The sequence below is a fragment of the Actinomyces israelii genome, from assembly GCF_030253495.1.
GTDB classification, from domain to species: Bacteria; Actinomycetota; Actinomycetes; order Actinomycetales; family Actinomycetaceae; genus Actinomyces; species Actinomyces israelii.
Genome location: NZ_CP124548.1, coordinates 500,786 through 523,709 on the forward strand (window position 1 = coordinate 500,786; position 22,924 = coordinate 523,709).

11 protein-coding genes are annotated in these 22,924 nt (G+C 69.2%); 6 read left to right on the plus strand and 5 right to left on the minus strand.

Annotation, left to right across the window (positions count from 1 at the left end; genetic code table 11):
* Nucleotides 1-9 precede the first annotated feature (9 nt).
* From AIF0345_RS01975 to AIF0345_RS01985, 3 genes are all read right to left on the minus strand, one after another.
* Entirely contained in the window at nt 10-3,066 is a 3,057-nt protein-coding gene (locus tag AIF0345_RS01975; protein WP_285296955.1) for an alpha-L-rhamnosidase, read from the minus strand.
* A 541-nt stretch (nt 3,067-3,607) separates the two neighbouring features.
* Nucleotides 3,608-4,675, minus strand: coding sequence for an IS630 family transposase (locus tag AIF0345_RS01980; RefSeq protein WP_285296956.1), 1,068 nt, complete (start codon nt 4,673-4,675; stop codon nt 3,608-3,610).
* A 206-nt stretch (nt 4,676-4,881) separates the two neighbouring features.
* Nucleotides 4,882-11,061: a DUF4011 domain-containing protein gene (locus AIF0345_RS01985; protein WP_285296957.1), complete on the minus strand. Its 6,180-nt coding sequence runs from the start codon at nt 11,059-11,061 to the stop codon at nt 4,882-4,884.
* Nucleotides 11,062-12,700: 1,639 nt separating this feature from the next.
* Here AIF0345_RS01985 and AIF0345_RS01990 point away from each other — a divergent pair.
* The 4 genes from AIF0345_RS01990 (at nt 12,701) to AIF0345_RS02005 (ending at nt 15,550) form a co-directional block, all read left to right on the plus strand.
* Nucleotides 12,701-13,567: an ABC transporter ATP-binding protein gene (locus tag AIF0345_RS01990; protein ID WP_285297875.1), complete on the plus strand. Its 867-nt coding sequence runs from the start codon at nt 12,701-12,703 to the stop codon at nt 13,565-13,567.
* On the plus strand, nt 13,564-14,370 hold the full coding sequence (locus tag AIF0345_RS01995; protein WP_285296958.1) for an ABC transporter permease: 807 nt from the start codon (nt 13,564-13,566) through the stop codon (nt 14,368-14,370). Before AIF0345_RS01990 ends, AIF0345_RS01995 begins: the two co-directional genes overlap by 4 nt.
* Nucleotides 14,370-15,185 (plus strand): ABC transporter permease, encoded by an 816-nt coding sequence (locus tag AIF0345_RS02000; protein WP_285297876.1) that lies wholly within the window; start codon nt 14,370-14,372, stop codon nt 15,183-15,185. The genes AIF0345_RS01995 and AIF0345_RS02000 overlap by 1 nt, the downstream gene beginning before the upstream one ends.
* 236 nt (nt 15,186-15,421) lie before the next feature.
* Nucleotides 15,422-15,550, plus strand: a complete 129-nt coding sequence (locus AIF0345_RS02005; RefSeq protein WP_285296959.1) for a hypothetical protein — start codon at nt 15,422-15,424, stop codon at nt 15,548-15,550.
* A gap of 284 nt (nt 15,551-15,834) precedes the next feature.
* Here the strand turns inward: AIF0345_RS02005 and AIF0345_RS02010 are convergent, their stop codons facing one another.
* Entirely contained in the window at nt 15,835-18,801 is a 2,967-nt protein-coding gene (locus AIF0345_RS02010; RefSeq protein WP_285296960.1) for a family 78 glycoside hydrolase catalytic domain, read from the minus strand.
* 336 nt (nt 18,802-19,137) lie between these two features.
* Entirely contained in the window at nt 19,138-19,854 is a 717-nt protein-coding gene (locus AIF0345_RS02015; protein ID WP_285296961.1) for a TetR/AcrR family transcriptional regulator, read from the minus strand.
* 208 nt (nt 19,855-20,062) lie between these two features.
* Between AIF0345_RS02015 and AIF0345_RS02020 the strand changes: the two genes are divergently transcribed.
* Together AIF0345_RS02020 and AIF0345_RS02025 are read left to right on the plus strand one after the other, a co-directional pair.
* Nucleotides 20,063-21,463 (plus strand): MFS transporter, encoded by a 1,401-nt coding sequence (locus AIF0345_RS02020; protein ID WP_285296962.1) that lies wholly within the window; start codon nt 20,063-20,065, stop codon nt 21,461-21,463.
* A gap of 144 nt (nt 21,464-21,607) precedes the next feature.
* A complete protein-coding gene (locus AIF0345_RS02025; RefSeq protein ID WP_285296963.1) occupies nt 21,608-22,876 on the plus strand; it encodes a glycoside hydrolase family 1 protein in 1,269 nt (422 codons plus the stop codon).
* The last annotated feature ends 48 nt before the right edge of the window (nt 22,877-22,924 follow it).

The following is a 22,924-nucleotide window of genomic DNA, read 5'->3' on the forward strand; positions in this document are numbered from 1 at the left end:
GGAGCCCGCTCAGCCCGCCAGGTGGTGGCGGCCGTGGCCGAGCACGACCGGTCCGGCGGGAGGTTCGCCGGACCGACCCGGCAGCGTCACCCGCGCCGTGGCCCCCACCGGCACGACCACGTCCAGCTCCAGGCGCCCGTCGTCGTCGAGCCTCCAGGACGAGGCCGCCCAGCCGTAGGGCGTGCGGTGGACGGACTCGGCCGCCCTCAGCCCGCCGCCGGGGACGGGGGCGACGTCAATGACGCGGTAGCCGGGCTCGGCCGGGGCCAGGCCGCCCACCGTCCGCTGCAGCCAGGCGGCCACGGCGCCCAGGGCGTAGTGGTTGAAGCTCGTCATGCCGCCGGGGTTGATCGACCCGTCCGGGAGCATGGAGTCCCAGCGCTCCCACGTCGTGGTCGCCCCCATGGTCACCGCGTAGAGCCAGGACGGGCAGGAGGTCTCCATGAGCAGCCGGTAGGCGGCCTCGGCGTGACCGGTCGCCGACAGGGTCGCGGTGAGCACCGGGGTGCCCGCGAAACCCGTGGCGACGTTCCCGCCCGAGGCCTCCACCAGGTCCGCCAGGTGCCGCCCGGCGGCGGCGCGGCGCTGCTCGTCCCCACACAGGTCGAAGGCGATGGCCAGGGCGTAGGCGCACTGCGAGTGCGAGGTCATGCGCCCAGCGCCGTCGGTGAAGCGGGTCCGGAAGGCCTCGCCGACGGCGTCCGCCAGCTCGCCGTAGCGCGCGGCGTCGTCCGCTCTGCCGAGCTCGGCCGCCCACTGCGAGACGATGCGGGCGGAGCGGGCGAAGAAGGCCGTGGCCACCAGGTGGGGGTCGGTCATGGCCCGCATGGGGTTGTCCGGCGGGGCCGAGGGGTCGAGCCAGTCGCCCAGCTGGAGGCCGGTCTCCCACACGTGGTCGTCGCCGGCCAGGGAGTCCACCAGGTCCACCCAGGCGCGCGCCGAGTCGTACTGGGCGGCCAGCAGGTCCCGGTCGCCGGTGGCGCGGTACAGCTCCCAGGGCACCACCGTGGCGGCGTCGCCCCACACGGCGGCGGGCCGCGGCGGGGTCCACAGGCCCCCCGGGATGACGGGCACGTACCACGGGACGGTGCCGTGGGCCTCCTGCTCGATGGCCAGGTCCGTCAGCCAGGAGGTGAGCAGGCCCGCGCAGCTGTAGTGGAAGGCGGCGGCGGGCGCGAAGGCCTGGATGTCGCCCGTCCAGCCCAGGCGCTCGTCGCGCTGCGGGCAGTCGGTGGGGATGGCCACGAAGTTGTCGCGCATGGACCAGCGCGAGTTCTCGTGCAGGCGGGTCACGCGCTCATCGGAGCAGGCGAAGGCGCCCAGGCGCTCCATGTCGGTGTGGACGACGACGGCGCGCACCGCCCCGTCCGCGATCGCGGCGGCGGCCGCCCGAGCGCCGCCGGGCCAGCCGGCGACGTCGGCGTAGCGGAAGCCGTGGATGGTGAAGGCCGGCTCCCACTCCTCCACGCCGTCGCCGGCGAGCGTGTAGGTGTCGGTCGCGGCGGCCCCGCGCAGGGGGCGGGTGCCCAGAGCCCCGTCCTCCAGGACCTCGGCGTGGCGCAGGGTGACGGTGGCGCCGGCGGGGCCGGCCACGCGGATGCGCAGACGCCCGGAGATGTTCTGCCCGAAGTCGATGAGCACCCGCTCGGGGGCGGTCTCGACCTCGACCTCGCCCAGGCGCATGAGGTGGCGCTCCTGGACGGCGACGGCGACCGGCCGGAGGGTCTCGGCGGTGCGCACGGGCGCGTCGGCGGGCATGACCAGGCGCCCGGCGTCGGAGTCGCCGACGGCGACCGGGGACCAGCCGGAGTCGTCGAAGCCGGGGGAGGACCAGCCTGGGGAGGCGAGGCGGGCGTCGACGGTCTCGCCCTCGTACAGGCCGGTGAAGAGGATCTCGCCCGCGCCCGCCCGCCAGGAGGCGTCGGTGGCGACCACCGACCGCGAGCCGTCGGCGTGGGTGAGCTCGAGCTGGACAATGGCGGCGACGTCCTCGCCGTATAGGTTGCGGTAGCCGCCGTCGAAGCCGATGTGACCGCGGTACCAGCCGTCGGCGAGCTGGGCGCCCAGGGCGTGGCGGCCGGCGCCGGCCCCGCGGGCGGGGTCGGGGGCGCCGGTTGAGCCTGCCGAGTCGGACGGGGCGCCGGCCCCGCGGGGGGCCAGGAGCGTCTCGGTCACGTCGTAGGCGCGGGCCACGAGCCGCTCGCCGTAGACGGTCCAGCCGGGGACGAGCTCGTCGGCGCCGATGCGCACGCCGTCGAGCTCGGCGCGGATGAGGCCGTGGGCGCTGACGTAGGCGCGGGCGGCGACGACCGGCGAGGTCACCTCGAACTCGCGGCGCACGCGCGGCGGACGGCGGTCGGAGCCAGGGTTCTCCGGCCAGGCGGGGCCCACGGGCAGGGCCCGCCAGTCCTCGGGGGCGAGGAGCCCGGTCTCGTAGACGACCGGGGCGGACCAGCCGGTGGCGACGGGGGCGCCGCTCCCGGGGGCGCCGGCGGCACCGGCGGCGGCACCGGCGGCGGGGGCGCCGCCGGGGGCCTCGCCGGATGGGACGTCAGCGGCACCGAGGGCGGTCGTTCCGTCGGGCGCGCCGGCTTCGGCTGCGCCGCAGGGGCCGGGGGCGGTGTCGGGCGACGTCGTGGCGCCGGGCGCGGTGGGCGCGGCGGGCGCCACGACGATCCGGCCCATCACGCGCACGCGCAGGACGACGCGCTCGCGGGAGCCCAGCGGGGCGGCGGGCCAGGCGACCAGGACGCCGTCGGCGGCCGCCAGGGGGAGGCGCTCGGGGGCGGCGAGCGGGGTGCCGGCCAGGTCGGTGCGGGTGATCTCGAGCTCGGCGGCGGCGGGACGCCAGCCGGCCGGGGCGGAGGCGATCTCCCAGGAGATGCGCGGCGCGGGGCGGGCACCGCCCAGGACGTCACCGGGCAGGTACTGCTCCAGACGCAGATGGTCGGGGGCGGCGAGGGGGCCGACGGGGTCGGGCAGGGCTGCGGCGGTGATCTCGGGCTCGGGGACGGTCGGGCGGATGGTCGTGAGAATCGGGCGCTGGGTGCTGGAGTCGGTGTCCACGGAGTCTCCGGTTGCTCGTCATTGAAACGTCTCAATAATAGGTTCTCGCGACCGCCCGGTCAATAGCTTGCTTCAGTCAATAGGTAGCTCCGCGGTCTGCGTCCCGCGCCCGCCCTTTCGTCGAGAGCGGTTCAGTTCCGCACCGGGATCGGTTCAGGACGCCCACCGGGTGCCTGCTCGGGCGCCGTCGCCCTGCGGGGAGTAAGGGTCCCGCGCGCTTTCGGCGCTGGGCCCTGCCCGGACGTGGACTGCTTGGTGTTTTTCAGCCTCCCGCTCCCCGCCGACCGCTCCGCGCTCACCTCTGCCTCAGCGGACCCCGAGTGATCCTTCCCCCTGTTTCCTGACTCAGCCCCCACCGCCTGCGGCACCGGGCCGCAGGATCTCGTCACCTCCGCGACAGTCTGGTCCTTCGCAGGCCACCTCAAGGGCCACCTGCCCCCTTGAACCCACTGCCGAGTCCCTGCGCAGCCACGAGGCGATCCCGCCTCTCCCGCGCGCGGCCCTCTTCTCCGGGCAGCCTCAGTGCTTACTATGGCTGGAATTAAACAAGATCGGTGTGTGATGGTGTGATTGGGAGGTGCTCGAAGTCGTAGTCGAAGGTGCGGTTGGTGATGTAGGCGGTGAAGGCCGCGAAGGTGTTCTCCGGGGTGTCGCGCTGGAGGTTGGCGATATTGTTCTTGGCGGCGTTCCACACGTGTTCTGTGGGATTGTGGTCTGGGGCGTAGGGGGGCATGTAGATGGGTGTGATGCGCTCCAGAGCCTGGCCGGGGGCGTAGAGGTCGGTCAGGGCCTTGGCGTGGTGGAACCTGGCGTTGTCCAGGACGACCGCGATCTTCTTCCCCTCATCGGTCTCGCGCGCCAGGCGATCCATCATGAGGGTGATCTGCTCGGCGTTCTGGTTTCCCTCGATGGGGTAGATCCTCATTTTCTTGGTCGTCAGACTCAGTGCCCCGAAGAACGACCGGCTCGCCTTCTTGCGGTCCACGTACAGCCTTGTTCTCTTTCCCTTGGGAAGCCACATGCGCCGGGTCTCGGCCTCGTGCTCGACGCGGACCTCGTCGACGGTGTAGACTTCCCAGCCTTCTTCCAGCAGATCGTTGACCTGGCGCCGGATCTCGGCCATCCGCCTGGCAATGGCCTTCTCGTCGCGGCGCTTGTCGAACGGGTCGGGGAGCTTGAAGGTCATGCCCAGAAAGCGCATGAGCAGCCGATAGGAGGACTCGGACCTGTACTCGACTCCGAACTTGATCTGCACGACGTCCTTAAGGGCCGGGACGTCCCAGAAACCGGCTTTGACGCCTGCCTCCGAGGGCGGTCTACTGAGAATCTCCTCCAGCTCCTCCTTCTGCGCCCGCTTGAGCTTTGCCGCATTCTCGTTGCCGGCGTGACCGGTTACCACGGAGCCCATCCTGTATCTCCGCCATTCTGACAGCCACTCACGTACCGTCCCCTCGGCCCGCTCGACCATCTCCGCGATAATATCCAGGCCGACGCCGCGGGCAGCGTACACAATCGCCTCCGCCTTCATTCTCACCAGCCTGTAGGTGTCCGAGCGCTTCTTCCACCTGATGAGGATGTCCCGTTCCTCGTCCGTCATGTCGATCTGCATGAGATTATCTTATACGAGGTGCTCCGCAGACGCCAACCAGGAATCCCGCAGCAGCTGCCCCAGAATGCCATTTTGTTTAATTCCGGCCATACGCTCCTTTGTCCCTTACTGTACGAGGAAAAGGAGCGTAGTAAGGGACAAAGAAGCGTAGTAAGCGCCAGCGGTCCACAGGAAGGGGCGGATTACGACCCGGGCTTTCAGCGTCGTCAGCCGGCGGTCTGGCGTCTCCTGACCCTGAGGATCGCGCCTTCGAGCGTCTGGCGCACCGGCGCGGTCAGGCGATGCGCCCGTACTCCTAGGCCATCGAAGACGGCACGAAGAACCGTCTCCTCGTCTGCGTCCGGCGGTGTTCGCAAGAGGACGCTGCGAATGTAGTTCTCGAGCTCGTGCGGGTGGATCTCCTTAAGAGACAGGTAGTCGAATGCGTCACGTCGGTAGCCGGTCAGCAGAGACTGATCCGTGTTCTCGGGCCAGACGAATCCATAGTCGTCCACGGAGCAGCCCGATCCTCGCAGAAGGGCGCGAACCTTCTTCTCGCGCGACGCCGTCATCCTCCTCAGCCCGAAGGCGGCGCACACGAGGGACAGGAATCGGCGCTGCTCGATCGGGAACTCGGCTTCGCATATCTCGCGCGCAGCGGCGCGAAGGAGCTCCACGGACTCCCTGTCCGTGCTCGCCGCGTCGAGAACCTCGCGCGGGCCCCGCGGAGTCGGCGAAGCGGGGACGAAGTCGGTGACCGCGGTGAGGTCCCGACCGGTTCGGACGCCTGGGTCGGGAGAACAGGCCGGGCCGGTTCGCCGGGGCCCGCCGGTGTCAGGGCTCGTGGTGCCTGGGCTCGTGGTGCCTGGACTTGCAGCTTCCTCTGGCGGCGGGGCCGACTGCAACGGCGCTGCCATGGCGGGCCGGAGTGCGGCGATATGCTCGCCGCCACGGCTCTCCTCGACCGCTCCGTCGTCTCCGCCCGCCGCCGGAGACGGGCTTTCCGTCTTCGGGCGCTTGGCGGCGTCGTCTGGCGCGATCTCCTCCGACCGGCGCCGGCCCGTGACCTTCTCCGCCGCTCTGTCGACCGCCTGGCACAGATGCGCGATGACACCGTCGCGGTCCTGCAGCCACTGCGGAAGCCACAGCCGTTCGACGCACGGCCAATCGAGCATCTGGCTGAGCACCCTGACCGGCAGAACGTCGCGGTCGTACACCGTACGGCGCTCGCTCCAGCCGAGGCCGTCGAGAAGGACGGCGACCAGCGGCACATGCGGCTCCTCCGCCCGGGCCAGGACGAGATCAATCCGGAAGTCGGACAGGCCCACGTCGGTGGTGACCGTCATCCCAGCCTCGCGCAGCGCCTGAGCCACGTCTTCGCGATGACAGTCGGGTACACCTGCGCCGAGGGTCTTCCCCACCAGGGTCCGAGTGCCCTGCTCGGCGAGGACGAGGTACCTCTTGAGGTCCTGGAGGCCCCTGGACTCGCTTCGCTCCGCCTGGAGGTGTGCGGGCGCGAAGGAGCAGAAGACGATGACCTGCCTCCTGGCCCGTGTGATCGCCACATTGAGGCGGCGCTCGCCGCCCTGACGATTGAGCGGTCCGAAATTCAGTGGAATATCGCCGCGCTCATTGGCCGAGAACGCGACAGAGAAGAGGATCGTGTCCCGCTCGTCTCCCTGAACATTCTCGAGGTTCTTGACAAAGATGCCCTCGTCGGCGTCCAAGGATGCCGTGATCTTCTGGTCGTCGAGGTCGCGCAGGCGGGTCTCGATGAGATCGCGCTGCTGCGTATTGAACGTGATCACACCCAGCGAGGGGGTCGATCCGCCCGCCTGCGCGAAACGCCGCCGGATCTCGTCGACGATCGCCTCCGCCTCGGCGGAGTTGGTCCGGAAGAAGCGCCTGGACTGCCCTCTCGGAACCGAGCGGATGAATTGCCCATTAACGCGGCGCAGGCTGATTCCGAAGCCTGTCTGTCCGGGATCCCTCTCGGCGGCGACCGGGCTCGGGAAGGAGGAGAGCCTGCCCTGGTAGTAGGACTTGTTGGAGAAGGCGATCAGACCCTCGACCCGACTGCGGTAGTGCCAGGAGAGCCATAGCCGCGGGACGTGAGCGGCCACGCACTCGCTGAGTATGGATTCCTCGTCCAGCGGCTCGTCGTCGGGATCCTCATCGCGGGAGAGCTCGGCAAACGAGGTGGGCGGCATCTGCCGCGAGTCTCCGCAGACGACGACGGAACGCCCGCGGCCCATCGCTCCGACAGCGGCTGCGACCGTGATCTGGGAGGCCTCGTCGAAGACGACGAGATCGAAATCCTGCCTGTCGGCCGGGAAGAATCTCGCGACGGAATCGGGCGACATGAGGACGCAGGGCGTGAGCGCGGTGATGAGGTCGCCGAACTCCCCGACCAGGTCGCGGATCCTGCGCTTTCCCCGCTTGCGCTCGAGCGCGCGACGCAGCGCGGCCATTCGGGCTCTTTCCTCGGTCGCGATGCGCGCCCGCGCCGCCAGCGCATCGGAGACGAGGACCGGGGGGAGCAGTGGGCGCATCTCGTCGAGTGTTCTGGCGTAGCTGCGGACGTATCCGTATTGGTTGTCGGCGGAGAAGGAGCGCAGGGCGCCCCTGGCGCCCTGCAGCTCGAGAGACGCGTGCACAAGACCCAGGTCGAGCGCACTGGGGAGCTCGGTCGCATCGACCTGCCCGCGCAGCATCTGGTTCAGGCATCCGTCCAGGCCGACGCGTCGGAACTCCGCTCCGGCGGTGAGAAAAACGTTGTGCCCGCGCAGATGGCGCTCACGCGCGGAGGCCGAGCCGAGACCACGCAGCGAGTCGAGCACTGGCGATGCTGTGAGAATGCGCGAGTCCCGCGCAAGTGCCCGGAAGGCGGCGGTGTAGTTGCGCAGCCACGTTGCCGTTGCGCGCCTGTCGGGGACTGCGAGCAGCGAGGCGACCGTCTCCTGGGCGGGCCCCGCCTGCCTCTCCGGCGGCGTCCCGAGCTCGGACATCCCCAGAAGTCGATCGAGGACGCCGATGGCGCCCTGGCACGCGGACCGGTCGAAGGGCGTCCACTGCCCGATCCATGCGGCCTCTTCGGGAAGAAGCTCGGTGCGGCATCGGCTCAGCGCGTCTTTGCGGGCTGCCAGACGGATGAGCTCGTCGACGACGGCGAGCAGCTCCGCTCCGTTCTGCGGCATCGGGACGGCGGTCCGATGAGCGGCGAGTGCGCCGAGCGCCCTCTCGGACTTTCTCGTCTTGCCGAAGAACGAATTCTTTGCATCAATGAGCGAGCTGCGCACCGACTGAAGATCCTCATTCAGGACGCTGGGCAGGTAGTACCGGAGCGCCGGGTGCGCGGCGGACAGCTCCGCCGTCAGCTCTCCCATGAGCCACCGTGCCGCCCTCTGCCAGTCCGGCTGGGCGACCATGTTGAGCCGGGCGGTATTGAGCGACGGGTCCTCCAGGGCGGCGGCTGCCTTGTCCCAGTAGCTGTCCGGAAGAGTCCGGACCGCGGCGAGCAGCTTCCCGTCATCCTGCTCCATCACTCCCATGAGCGCCTCGACGCGGCCGAGAATGTCCCCGAGCGCGGCATCGGGAACCGGATTGTTGAGCGGAGAGGGTTCGGGACCCAGGACATCGCCGTAGTCCTGGAGACACTCCATGAGGCGCGGTACGGAATTGTGCAGGGAGGCGACGTCGTCGCGCGTCAGCCTGCCGAGCACCGCGGGCTCGATGGCCAGGGCCGTGCGTCCCAGACCGTAGGCGAGCTCGGATGCGTGGGCGTCGTAGAACGAGAGGCCGGCCGAGTTGCGGCGGTGAAGGGCCTCCCAGTAGCCGGAGAGCCGACGCCGGTAGCTGTCGGCGACACCGGATTTTGCCGTGAGACTGATCCGGTCGGGATGGGTTTCCATGTCCATCGCCCGCAGGATCTTTCGGCGCACGGCGTCGGGGGCCTGACGGCGGCTGTGGAGGTCGAGGACGAGATCGCCGATGTCAGCCTTCTGGAGCCGCCTGGAGACGACGTCGAGGGCGGCTCGCTTCTCCGCGACGAACAGGACGCGGCGCCCCTGCGCGACCGCGCTGACGATGACGTTGGTGATCGTCTGCGACTTGCCCGTGCCGGGAGGCCCTTCGACGACGAGGGTCCTTCCGGCCAGGGCCCTGGCGACAACCTCTGTTTGAGACGCGTCGGCGGGAACCGGGAGCCTGGGGATCAGCTCCTCAAGACCCGGGACGGGTGTATTCGCCGCGGGGTCGTGGAACTCCGTGTTCGGAGAATCAATGAGGTGGCCGACCAGGGGGTTCCGGGCGATGGACTCCCAGGACTCCTCGAGGTCCTTCCACAGCCGGAAGGTGCCGAACTGGAAGATTCCGAGATAGGTCGTGGCCTCGATATGGAAAGGCAGCTTGTCCTCCGCCAGAACCCGCCGGACGACGTCGAACAGCCCCTTGAGGTCAATTCCGGCCCCGTCCTCCTCCGGCTCGCTGAGCTCGGTCAGGTCCAGGTTGAGGTCGGCGCGCAGCCTCTCGATGAGAGAGTAGTTCGGCACCGTGGACCCGGACGGGTCGATTCTCAGGCGGAAGGGGCTGCGGGCCGAGCGCCTTTCAAGATCCACGGGGATGAACACGAGAGGGGAGCGCACCCGCCGCCCCTTGCTCTCCCAGACGAGTGAGCCGAGGGCGAGATAGAGATTGTTGGCGCCGGTCTCCTCGGCCAGGGTCCGCGCCGTGGAGCGCAGGCGTCGCAGTATCGTGTCGTAGACGTCCTCGGAGAGATCGACCTCGACCTCCCTGTGATCACTGAGCCTTGGAGCGAGCCGGGGCGGGTCGAGCTCATCGCGGAACAGCCCTCCGGCGTTGCGCACGAGCGCCGCCCTTTCGCCCGCCTGCCGCAGAGTGATGACCCGGTCGGCGTTGACGAGGTCCTCGAAGTCGCCGATGACCGCCTCGGGCACGGCCAGCTCGACGATCTTGTGGTTCCTGATGGCGGAGTCGGAGCAGTTGATGAGGCGGTTGCGAAGGCTGAGGTCCAGCAGCCGGGCTTTCCACTCCTCGACCCGGTCGGGGGCCTTCCTGCGTGCCGGTCTGCGCCGGGCCCGAGCCGGCGCCTCGTCGGGAATGACGAGAACATCGGGCCGCGGCGCCGCGACGTACTCGATCTCGGTGACGCCGCCGTCCTCGGAACGGCTGCGCAGGGGCATGGGGATAATGCCGCGGTTGCGGGCCTCGCGGACCGGAATGATGACATCGACGGCCGCCGCATCCGCCCCGATCCTCTGCCGGGCCGCCGAGTGCATCTGCGCGAGGGAGGATCGACGCCGTTCTGTCAGCATTGTGGTCTCGATAAGACCGATCTCGCCACGGTCGATCTGGTTGAGCAGCTCCCAGCCGGGCATCGCCAGATCCTCGGATATGTGCTTTTCCGCCCTCCAGTAGCCGATGAGCGCATGCCCGGGCAGGACCACAATGAGCGGCTCGATGCTGAGATACTCCAGCACGCTCGCCATGAGGATCGTCGTGTCCAGGCAGGTGCCCAGGCGTCCTTCGAGGACGTCCTCGGCGGTGCGCACTCGCTGTCCGTGCTCTCCCCAGCTGGTGGGAGGCACCGCGTAGGCGATGTCGTCGTCGTGGATGGCGTCGCACAGCGCCTCGACGATCTGCGGGATCCGTTCGGGGGAGCCCTGGTATCCCTCCAGCGAGCTGGATCCTGTGCGCCTTCCCAGAATCGTGGCGGCGCTGCGGCTGAGCGCGGCCAGGACCGGCTGCTGCGGCTGGACGAAGGCCGCAAGGGTGGCGGCGTCGTCGCTGTACCGGCCGCTGAGGATCCACTGCCTCGGCGAGAGGACGGTGGGCCCCTCGACCAGCATCTCCCGGCTCTCGTCTCCGCACCTCAGCGTCAGGCGCAGGCTGGAGGTCGTCTGGGTCTCGATCTGAAGAAGAGCGGAGCGGTCGGGCTCGAGTGCCGCGGACGCCTTTGCGCCGTCCGGGGTGAGGCGGGCGATGCCGAGCACGACGGGCCGGGTGAGCGCCTCGCCGTCGCTCTCGACGACGGCGGTCACCCCCACATCCGTCAGGCACCGGGAGCCCGATGACGGGCTGAGGGCGGGAACGAGACGGGTTCGCTGCGTGTGGGCCTCTTCGCCGGCCTCCCCCTCACCGTCGACAGGATCGCCCGACGGGCGCGGGGCTGCGATGGACAGGCGCAGGCGGAGCGGAAGAGCCAGCCCCGCCACGGCATGGGCGTAGGAGATGATGGGCGGTACGTCGAGCTCGAGCTCCACCGCGTCCAGAGCGGATGCCGCCGCCGGGGCCGGTGCGGACGGCACTGCGGCTCCGGCGGCGGGACCCGCTGCCGTCTCCGCGGCTGCGCCCTTGGTGCTCTCAACGGCGCCGTCGTCGGGTTGCACAGGGCTCTCGGCGGGCTCCGGGGAGCGGGGGGGGCTGGTCCTGCAACGGCGGTGAGGCGCGCGGTGACCTCGGCGGCGGCCTGTGCGGTGCCGATCAGCCGGAGGACCTCGGCGGCGGCCTGTGCGGCGCCGATCAGCCGGAGGACCTCGGCGACCTCGCTGAGGACGAGGGGCACCTCCGATGGCTCGAAGCGCGAGCCGCGGACGAGTCTGTCGCGCACGACTCGGATGTCGGTCAGCCTGCTGCACAGGCCGGGGTCGGCCTCGAGAATGGGCCGGCCGTCGCGTCCGTGTCCGGTGAGCGCGTAGATCTGAGACAAGAGGTCGTCCAGGTCGAGCTGCCCGGGGGCTTCCCCGTCCCCTGCTGAAAGGGGCTGCTCATGCTCGGGGCGCTCATTGCGCAGGCGTGCGCGCACGTACCGTCCGAGATGCACCGGCAGCGTCTCAAGGACGACCTGGGAGATGAGCTGTTGACTGCCGGGCATGAGGGCCTCTTTCAACTCCGAGGGGGAAGGGAGGGCATGGCAAGTCTGCCACGTCATGGTCGGGGACGGTCGCGAGAGCGCCTCCCGCGATGTCTTGCCACTGGCCGTCAGCCGTTGGGGGCGGGGCGCCGGGGTGGAGCCGTACCGCGGTCTTGGGCGGTGCCGGCGGAATGCGGCCGCCTGCCCCCGGAGGCGGTGCGCTCCATTATGCGTGCCTAGGGGCCGCCAGGCTGCGGACCCGGCGCCACCACCCCCGGGCCGTCGGGCCCGGGGCCCGCACCCCGACCTGGTCCGGGCGCGGGTCCCCGCCGCCAGTGGGCCCGGGAACGAGGCGGGTGGGTGATATCACGTACATCCGCACCTGGGAGGGACTCGATCTGCCTGGCGACTGTTGCCGGGCTGCTGCGCCCAGGAAGGTCGTGGGCTGTGCTACTGGGGTGACCGCACGCGGCACCGACCTCCGTCGTGCGAGGCGATCGATATGGCGGCCCGCAGGTGCCCGTACGCGACAGGGGGAGACGGTACTCCACTCGATTCCACTCGGACCGGGGGTGCCAGTACACCTCTGAGCAGCTCGCCCAGCATCTGGGGAGATATGAGATCATCGCTTCCACAGGCAGGACCGGGGTGCGCTGGGCGGGTGCCCAGGCGGAAGCCGGCAGGCGCCACGCTGAAGAATGAGAGGGTCTATCAGATGGTCCACCGTCGCAAGAAGCAAGGCCGTCCGGGATACTGCCTCCCAGGTCGAGCTGGAATACACGATCAGAAATGACTCCACTCCACCCTGGGGCGCAGGACGCAGGGCGAGGCCGACCAGGAGCACCGGGCAACAAGACAAGCAGCCTGAGGCACAGATTTCAAGGCTGTCCGAGACGCGCCCGGCAGTCCAATCCCGACGGCACAACGTGGTCGTGGCAGGCGCTGTAGTACCAGGCGATGCACGACGCCGAGTACGCTCGCGACTGGGAAGAGTCTGTTATACTCCGCCGAACGTCAGCATAAGGAGATGATCGCAGATGGCGAGCGAGTTGCACTCGATCCGGTGCTCAAGACTTACGAAGCAGTATTGAATCAAGCAGCGGGAAGAGGGGACTTTGTCGGCGGTGGCGTCCCTATTCAAAAGCCATTATAAAACGGTGACCGCAATTCGAGACGTGGATTTTACCGTCGCAGCGGGTGAGAGCGTAGGCCTCCTCGGTGGAAATGGTGCCGGAAAGACTACCCTCCTCCGAATGCTGGCCGGAGTTATCGCTCCAACCCGTGGCAGCATTAATGCTGCCGGCTATGTTCCTAGCGATCATAGATACGCGTACCTGCAGGATATTTCACTGATGATGGGACAGAAGAGTCAACTGCAGTGGGATATTCCGGTGGTCGAGTCCTTCCGTCTCCATCAAGCGATCTACAATGTGACTGATAGTGACTACCGGTCACGCTTGGCCAGTCTCATCGATGTCCTCGGCATCGAGCCCTATCTGTCCAAGCCGACGCGGAGCCTGTCATTGGGCGAGCGTATGCGCTGCGAGGTGGCGAAGGCACTGCTTCACGCTCCTCGGATGCTATTCCTCGACGAGCCTACAATCGGCCTCGACCCGGATGTGCAACGTCAGTTGAGAACATACCTGCGTCGCTACTGTCAGGAGCGGGGGGCATCGCTCCTTCTTACCAGCCACAATATACGTGACATTGAGGAGCTGTGTCCGCGTGTGATTGCGCTAGGCGAGGGTGCTATAATATATGATGGTTCCTTCCGCGGATTGATCGAGCGACACAGACCCGGTGGTAAACTTAATGTAAGCGTTGCCGCTGCGGACGCTTCCACTCTCGAAGCCTGTTGTTCAGCAAGGGGACTTGCTCTCGAGAACGCGGGTGAGGGCGAGTATATGATCGTGATTCCCGAGACCGAGTTCGGCCCTGTTCTGCATTGGCTGTCGGAGCAAGTCACATTGCTCAAGATGAGCCGAGGTGAGCCTCGCACCGAAGACGTGGTCGCCGACCTGTACCAGCAGAGCGGCATGTGAGTGATCCGATGGCTAATGCAAAGAGACTGATTCGGTTTTACCGCGCTCAATTCCGACTTTCGGTCTCTTCTGAACTCGAGTACAAGGGCGCTGTGTGGCTGTGGGCTCTCGTTGGCATATTGCAACCTCTGGTTACCGGATTCGTCTGGATCGCGACTTCGGAGTCTGCCCAAGAGCGCTCCTTCTATGCTCTGTATTTTACTGCCGGTGCGGTTTTCGCCAACCTGACCTCGGTATGGGTGATGTGGGACTACCGGCAACGCATCACTTCGGGTACATTCTCCTCGTATCTTCTGACGCCTGTTCACCCCTTCCATCGGGATCTCTGTGCGATGCTTGCCAGCAAGGTTGTGGGTCTTCCAATTGTCCTTACCGGCGCTGTTCTTACTGGTGCCGCAATGGGTGCCAGTCTCCCTCCGAGCATTTCAGGTGCGCTGCTCGGTCTGGTTGTCCTCGCCCTTGCTGTTGCTCTTCGTTTTGTAGTGGAGTGGGTCTTGGCGTTGGCGGCGTTCTGGATGGTCCGGACGGATGGACTGAACTCGCTCTACTTTGCAGTCGCCACCCTTCTAAGTGGCGCCTTCGCGCCGCTGGACCGGTTGCCCGCATGGATGCGTGCGGCGAGCGAATTTACCCCTTTTCCTTACTTCTTAGGGTACCCTCTGGAGATATTTACTGCGCGGACTACATCAAGGGATGGACTGCGTGTTATCATGGTCCAACTCGTTATGATCTTGATCTTCGGGGTGCTAGGCCGTCTGATCTATAAGCGTGCAGTCCGCCACTACGAAGGAGTGAGCTCGTGATGAAGTCAGTGGCTGCTACTGCTGTGCGGTGGACGCGTATCAATCGCGCTTTGGCTCGAGCTGCGCTGCACACGTTGGTGCAATACAGATCAGATCTGTTTGCTGCGTTGTTCGCATCGATCCTCTCGGTGGCGACAGCACTCGTTGGAATTCTGATCATAGCGTTGAATACTGAGTCACTCAACGGCTGGGACTCGGCGGGGCTCGTTGTGCTTCTGGGCGTGCACCACATTATCGGGGGTGTGGTGGGGTGTAGTCTGATACCTTCTCTGCAAGACGTTGTCGGTATGATCCGTGACGGCTCGTTCGACTATATCGTGGTCCAGCCTATTGATGCTCAGTTCCATTCCGGGGCTCGCGTGTTCCGAGTCGATGCGGTCGCGGGCGTGATTACCGGTGTGGTTCTTGTCCTTGCTGTTTCGCCGCAACTTGATATCACTCTGGTGAGCGTGATGATGTTCCTGGCGACGCTCGTCGCCGCGTCACTGTGCGTGGCAGGTTGGCAGTACGCGGTGGCTGGCCTCGCATTCACGCTTATCCGTGTCGACGCGCTGTTCACTGCCTTCGACCAGCTCTACGAGCAAGCCGGCCGCTGGCCGGTGAATGTGTTCCCATCTTACCTGCGGGACATATTGACCCTCGCATTCCCCATCCTGCTCTGCGTCTCGGTGCCTGCTGCGAGCCTGTCGGCCAGAGGCACCATGGTGCAGGGGGGTGCGGTCGTCACGCTGCTGGTCGCTGCTGTCGGATTCTTGGCGCTCTCGCGATTGATCTGGAAGTGCGGACTTAAAAGATACGTCGGAGGGGCGAGCTGATGATGAGTGATATGCGCATGCTTTTGAGCGGTATGGCTGAAGCTAAACAAGGTCGGTGGACTGCCGGGTGTGTCTCGGGCAGCTTTGAAGGCGGTGTCTCGGGCTGGTTGTCTTGTTGCTCGGTGGTCCTGGTCGGCCTCGCCGGGTGTCCTGTGCCTCGGGGCGGGGTGGAGCTGTTTCTGATCGTGTGTTCCGGGCTTGTTCCGGGCTCGGCCTGAGGGGGGGCGGTGTCCCGGATGGTCTTGCTTCTGCGCGCTCGCCCGGAGAACACCTCCGCGGCCTTCACGGCCTACATCGCCAACCGCACCTTCGACTACGACTTCGAGCACACCCCAGTCACACCACCACACACCGATCTTGTTTAACTCCAGCCATAGTAAGATCGACAGTCATATCGACAGAATCGACAGAGTGTGGCGATGTGGCTGTTGATGCGGGCGACGACGTCGGCGCGCCCCGGCCGGGTGGGGCCGGGGCCTCGGCAAGCGCGCAGCCGCGGTCCTGACGCGGAAGTGAACCGATCTCGAGCCGGAATACGACCGATCTCGGCGAAGGGGGCTGCGGGGCCAGCCGGACGGACGGGCCAGCCGGACGGGCCGGCCGTCCGGTCGGGCGACCGGCGCGGCGGCCCCGGCCCTGCCCGGCCCGCTCAGCTCCTGAGGTAGGCGGGGACCTCGGCGGCGTGCGGGGCGACCTCGACGACGATCTCGGCGAGCCGGCCGCGCAGTCCCTCCAGCCCCGGGATGAAGCCGTAGGTCGTCGCCGCCCCTGGGAGGATCCGGGCCGTCGAGTCGAGGTCGTGGGCCAGGCTCCTCATCAGGGCGCCGGCCGGGTCGTCCCCGTAGACCGGGTGGCCGCAGGCGCGGACCGCCTCAACGACGCGCTCCCAGGCGGGAGCGTCGTCGATGAGGTCGCGCACGGTCAGGACTTCGCGGCGATCGGCCCCGAGCATCTCCGCGGGCGCGCTCACCGTCCGCTCGTGCAGGCCGTGGCCCACGACCTCCGGCTCGGCCCCGGGCAGCACGAGCTCCGCCGTCGCCCCCACGGGCACCGCTACGCGCACGGTCAGGCGGTCCCCGTCGAGCGACCACGACGCCGACGCCGTCCCCAGCGGCAGGCGCCGCACGACGCTCGCCGAGGCGAAGCCGCGGCCCACCTGCGGGGCCACCCGCAGCGTCCGGCCCCCGGAGCCCGCGAGACCGAGCCCGCCGACGTCGGTGAGCAGCCACTGCGTGACCGCCCCGAGCGCGTAGTGGTTGAAGGACGTCATTTCGCCGGGATTGATGGAGCCGTCCGGGAGCATGGAGTCCCAGCGCTCCCAGATCGTCGTCGCCCCCATGGTCACCGGGTACAGCCAGCTCGGGCAGCCCCGCTCCAGCACCAGGCGGGCGGCCGTGGCCGCCTGCCCGCCCCTGACCAGGGCCGCCGGCACCAGGGGAGTGCCGACGAACCCGGTCGAGATGCGGAAGGCGCGCAGGCGCACGAGGTCCGCGAGCCGCCGGCCCGCGCCGGCCACACGCCGGGGCGTGTCCAGCAGGTCCCAGGCCAGCGCCTGGGCGTAGACGGTCGCGCAGTCCGACAGGATGAGGCCGTCGGCCGTGACGTAGGCGTCCAGGTAGGCGGCGCGCACGCTCGCGGCCAGGGCCTCGTAGCGGGCGGAGCGCTCGTCCTCGCCCAGGACCGCCCAGGCGCGGGCGGTGATATCGGCGCTGCGGGCGAAGTAGGCGGTGGCGACGACGTCGGGGTCCGCCTTGGCGGCGCCCGGGTTCTCCGGCGGGGCGTCGGGGTCGAGCCAGTCGCCGAACTGGAAGCCGCCCCGCCACAGGCGCGAGGGCCCGGCCGCGGCGTCCACGCCATCGACGAAGCGCGCCATGGCCTCCACCGCGCCGGCCAGGACGGAGGCGTCGCCGGTGGCCTCGAAGACGGCCCACGGCACGAGCGTGATCGCATCCCCCCAGGCGCAGGTGAGCTTCGTCCCGCCCAGCACGTCGGGGCAGACGACCGGCAGGGCGCCGTCGGGGCTCTGCGCAGCGGCCAGGTCCCTCACCCAGGAGGTCAGGAACCCTGCGGCGTCGTACAGGGACAGGGCGGTGGGGGCGAAGGCGCCGATGTCGCCGGTCCAGCCCAGGCGCTCGTCGCGCTGCGGGCAGTCGGTGGGCACGGTGATGAAGTTGTCGATGGTGGACCAGCGCGTGTTCTCCACCAGCTTGTCGATGAGCGGCTGGTCCGACTCGAACCAGGCCGCCCGCTCCATGCCCGCCGAGACGACGCGCGCCGTGAGGGCGCCCAGCAGCGCGGCGTCATCGCCGTCGAAGCCGTCCACCTCGACGTAGCGGAACCCGTGCTGGGTGAGCGCGGGGACGAAGACGTCCTCGCCTCCGGACAGAGTGACGCGGTCGGTGCATTCGGCCGCGCGCAAGGGGCGGGTGCCGAGCTCGCCTGCTTCCAGGACCTCGGCGTGGCGCAGCGTGATCGTGCGCCCGGCCTCGCCGCGGGCGGTCAGGCGCACGTGGCCGGTGAGGTTCTGGCCGAAGTCGACCACCCGTCTGCCCGACGGCGTCGTGATGACCTCGACGGGCGCGACCTCGCCGACGACGGTGGGCAGCGGCAGGGCGGTGGGCTCCAGTGCGGCGGTGCCGAGGGCGTCCTGCCGGGCCAGGACCTCCACCGGCGCCTCGGCCTCGTGCGCGCCGAGGGCGGGCAGGCGCAGGTCGGTGGACTGGCCGTTGTAGAGGTCGTTGGCGGTGATATTGGAGGGGCGCCAGGCCCACTGCGCGTCCGTGCCGACGGTGGTGCGCGCGCCGTCCGGCCCGCTCAGCTCGACCTGGGCCAGGAGCCACAGGGCCCGCCCGTAGACGCACTCGCGCATCTCCCAGGTCAGGTGCCCGCGGTACCAGCCGTTGCCCAGGACGACGGCGATCTCGTGCTCGCCGGGAGTCAGGGCGGCGGTGACGTCGTGGGTCTGGACGAGGAAGCGGTCGCGGTACTCGGTCCAGCCCGGCGCGAGCTCATCGGTGCCGACCCTGACGCCGTCGATGAAGGCCTCGTAGACGCCGGCCGCGGTCAGGTGCAGGCGGGCGGCGGCCGTGCCGGCCGGGACGCTCAGGCGGCGCACGAGGACGGGGGCGGCGTCGGTGCGCGTGTTCCCAGGGGCGGCAATGGGCCGGGCGGCCCAGTCGGCGCGCTCCAGCAGCCCGGTCTCGACGACGGCGGGGGCGGACCAGGGCGAGAAGGCGCCGTCGGCCCCGGCCACGCGCACCCGCCAGGTGGCGCGCTCGCGGGAGGCGAGGGGGGAGGCGGGCCAGGGGACGAAGGTCGAGGCCGGGCCGTCGAGGGCGATGGTCCCGGTGGTGGCGCTGGTCGCTGGGGCGCCGGCCGGGGCGCGCGTGATCTCGACCTCGGCGCGCTCCTGCGTCCAGCCCGCCGGGGCGCTGGGGATCTCCCAGGACAGGGCGGGCGCGGCGCCGGTGCCGCCGAGCACGTCGGCGCCGGCGCGGTGGTGGTCGGCGCGCAGGCGCTCCGGGGCGGACAGCGGGCCGACGGGGTCCGTCGGGGGCGGGGCCGCGGCGTCGAGGAGAGTGGCGGGAACGGGGATGGCGGACGAGTGGTCGGGCATGGGGGCTCCAGGTGTGCTGAACCGTTTCATAAATGGCGTGCGGCCATCGTAGATGATTGGCTCCAGAGCCGCTGGTCCTGTCGGACCCTTGCGGTCTGCCTCAGGCGCCGCGGTCGCATGTCTAAGGCATGACGGCGCGAGCGGCGGGCCGCGCAGCCCGGGTGCGTCTGAACGTGAACGTTTCGGCCGAGAGCCCGCGTGCCCGGCCCGCTCGCGGCCTCCGCCCTCCCCCGAACCGATCTCGAGCCGGAGCTGCCGATCTCGGCGAGAGGGGCGGGCAGCACCGGCCCTCGCCGGAATCAATCAGTCATCCAGCGGCTCTTTCTCGCTGTGCCGTCAGGTCGCCCGCAGGTCCTCGGCGAAGGAGCGGACGACGGTGGGCATGTCGACGCTGCGATCGAGGAGCCACTCGCTCTGAACCCCCTCGATGAGGGCGACGAGCTGCGTCGCCGTCAGCTCGAGGTCGAGATCCTCCCGGATCCGTCCCGCGGCCCGCTCCGCCGCGAGGTCGGCGCGCAGCTGGGCGCGGAAGCGCCGGGCCAGGCCGATGACGTACTCGTGCGCGGGGTGGTCGGGGTTGACGGCCTCGGCGCGCATGAGCGAGTCGAGCTGGATGAGGCCCGGGATCGCGGCGTTGTGCTCCATGATCCTGGGCAGGGCCTCGAGCAGCCCGTGCTCGGCGAACAGGTCGGCGCGCCACCGGGCCTCGGTCTCCTCGCGGCGGGTGAGCACCGCCTGGAGGATGGTGTCCTTGGTGCCGAAGTGGTGGCGCAGCAGCGTGTGGCTGACCCCGACGGCCTCGGCGATCTGGCGCAGGGAGAGGCTGTTGAAGCCCTGCTCGGCGAAGACCTTCATGGCGGCGTCGATGATCTCGGCGCGGCGGCGCTCGCCGTTGGCGTAGCGGGTGCGGCCGTCCGGCGGGGCGATGGCGGCGCTCGGCCCTGCGGCGGGAGCGGACAGCCTTCCACGGGTCGGGGTCGGCGAGGCTGTCGGTTCCGCGGCTGCGCCTCTCCGGGCCCGATCCGTTGCGGTGCTGCGTCTTCCGCTCGGCATGGCGTTCTCGCCCCTTCTCGCGTGGCCGTCGGCTGAGCTCCTGGGGGCAGCCTATCTGCCGAGACGCGGGACGCGCGACCTGAATAGTGATATAGATCTCTTACAGGTTGGGCAACTTATGACTAGGGTGAAACGTGTCAACAGGTCCGGCCCTTCCCGCCGGCCTCCACCGTCGGCCCAGGCGCCGACCTCATCTCAAGGACGATCGATGAGTACTCCCACCGATGCCCCTCCTTCCGAGGGCGCCGAGGCCGCCCTGACCCTCGCCGTCGAGGAAGTCCCGACCGAGGCCGACGAGGCCGTCGTCGAGCCCGACAACGATGCTGAGCACGGCGCAGCCGGCACAGCCGATGCAGCCGACGCTGACGACGCTGACGACGCTGAGGCCATCACCCGCACCTACGGCAGGCCCTCGCGCACCATCCCGCTGGTCCTCCTGGCCGCCGTGGGCGGGTACATCATGATGCTCACCCTGGGCACGGCCCTCCAGCTGCGGCTGTCGGCCATGGACGAGGCGACCGCCACCACCGTCTACTCGCGCATCACGACCGTGTCGGGCATCCTGATGCTCTTCGCGATCCCGCTGATCGGGGCCCTGTCCGACCGCACGACCAGCCGCTTCGGGCGCCGCCGCCCCTGGATCCTCGGCGGCTACCTCGTCAGCCTCGCCTGCATGGCCGCCATCGGGACCATGACCAGCCACCTCGTCATCGGCGCCGCCTACGTCGTGGGCATTACCGCCGCCCAGGCCGGCTTCAACGCCTACTCCGTCATCCCCGTCGAGGGCGTGCCCAACAAGATGCGCGCCCGGGTCATGGGCTTCATGGGCATGATGGGCGCGCTCGCCATGAGCGCCGGCGCGGCCATCGCGGGCAGGCTCGTCGGCACGCCGGCCCTTATGATGACCGTCCCCGTGCTGCTGGCCCTGGCCACGACCTTCCCCCTCATTCTGCTCTACAAGGACCCCCAGCGGGACAAGGACGACGTCCCGGCCCTGGACCTGCGCGGCCTGTTCGCCGGCTTCTTCGTCAACCCCCGCAAGCACCCGAACTTCGGGTGGGTGTGGCTCTCCCGCTTCCTGGCCGGCGTCGCCATGACCGCCTTCCTGGCCTTCTTCGTCCTCTACCTCATCACCAACCTCCACTTCTCCCCGGCCGAGGCCGGAGCCAAGGCCGGCCTGCTGTCCCTGTACTCCGCGCCCGTGTCGATCGTCCTGTTCACCGGGTCGGGGTGGCTGTCGGACAAGATGGGGCGGCGCAAGCCCTTCGTCATCGGCTCGGCCCTCGTCATGGCGCTCGCTCTGGTCATCGGCGGCCAGGCGGGCAGCTTCAACCAGTTCATCGTCGCCTGGATGGTCTTCGCCGTCGGCCAGGCCATGTACCTCACCGTCGACCTGGCCCTGTGCGCCCAGGTCCTGCCCAATGAGGCGGACACCGGCAAGGACATGGCGGTCTTCGGCCTGGCCCTCAACCTGCCCAATATCCTCGTGCCCGCCGTCGCCCCCACCATCCTGGGGCCGGGGAACAACTACACGCTCCTGTGGGGCGTCGCCGCCGCCCTGTGCGCGCTGGGCGCCGTCGTCATCCCCCTGGTCAAGGGCGTGAAATAGCCCGACGACGACGGTCCACCCGGCCCGGCACCTTCCGGCCGGCCGGGCGGGGCCCGGCCGGCCGCCGTCGCGCCCCGCCCAGACCTCTGGAGCCCGAGAACCCGCTGAGAACCACATGACCGAGACGATCCGAGGAGTCATCCCATGACGACGAACGCCCCAGCCCCCGCCACCCCCTTCCCCGAGGACTTCCTGTGGGGGACCGCCACCGCATCCCACCAGGTCGAGGGCGGCAACACGAACAACGACGTCTGGCTCTACGAGCACGTCCCCGGCACCATGTACGCCGAGTCCTCCGGCGACGCCTGCGACCACTTCAACCGCTACCGCGACGACATCGCCCTGCTCGCCTCCCTGGGCCTGAACGCCTACCGCTTCTCCCTGGAGTGGAGCCGCATCGAGCCGGCGCCCGGCGAGTTCTCCGCCGTCGCCATCGAGCACTACCGCGACATGCTGCGCGCCTGCCGCGAGCACGGGCTCGCCCCGATCGTCACCTACCACCACTTCACCTCCCCGACCTGGCTCATCGCCCGCGGCGGCTGGGAGGACGCCGCCACGCCCGGGCTCTTCGCCCGCTACTGCCGCCGCGTCACCGCCGAGCTCGGTGACCTGTTCGAGGTCGCCTGCACCATGAACGAGCCCAACCTCGCCATCCTGCTCGGGGAGATGGGGCTGTGCGAGGCGACCCCCGCCCAGCGCCTGGGCAACCCCACCTGGGAGGGGGCCGCCCGGGCGCTCGGGACGACGGCGGACAGGGTCGCGGGCTTCCAGCTGAGCGCCACCGAGAAGGCCTTCGAGATCAAGGCCGCCGCGCACAAGGCCGCCGTCGAGGCCATCAAGGCCGTCAAGCCCTCGATGCGGGTCGGCTGGACGCTCGCCAACTCCGACTTCCACGCCGCCCCCGGCGGCCAGCAGCGCGTGGCGGCGATGATCGAGAGGAACAACCTGCGCTACCTGCGGGTGAGCGAGGGCGACGACTTCGTGGGGCTGCAGACCTACAACCGCACCGTGCTCGGCCCCGACGGCCCGGTGCCGCCGGCCGCCGGCGCCGTGGTCAACCCGGCCGGCGAGGAGATCTGGCCCTGGGCGATCGGCGCCGTCGTGCGCCAGGCCTGGGAGACCGTCAAGGTTCCGATCATTGTCACCGAGAACGGCCTCAACACGGAGGATGACACCCAGCGCGTAGACTTCCTGCGCACCGCCATCGCAGAGGTCGGCGCCGCCATCGCCGACGGCGTTCCGGTGGGCGGCTACATGTGCTGGTCGGCCATGGACAACTTCGAGTGGGTCTTCGGCTACGGCCCCAAGTTCGGCATTATCGCCGTGGACCGGGACACTCAGGAACGCACCCTCAAAGAGTCGGCCCGCGTCTACGGCGAGATCGCCCGGACCAACGGCGCCTCCCTGGCCTGAGCCCGGCCCCCTCTCCGCCCCTTCGCCGGGATCGGTCCGGAACCGGAC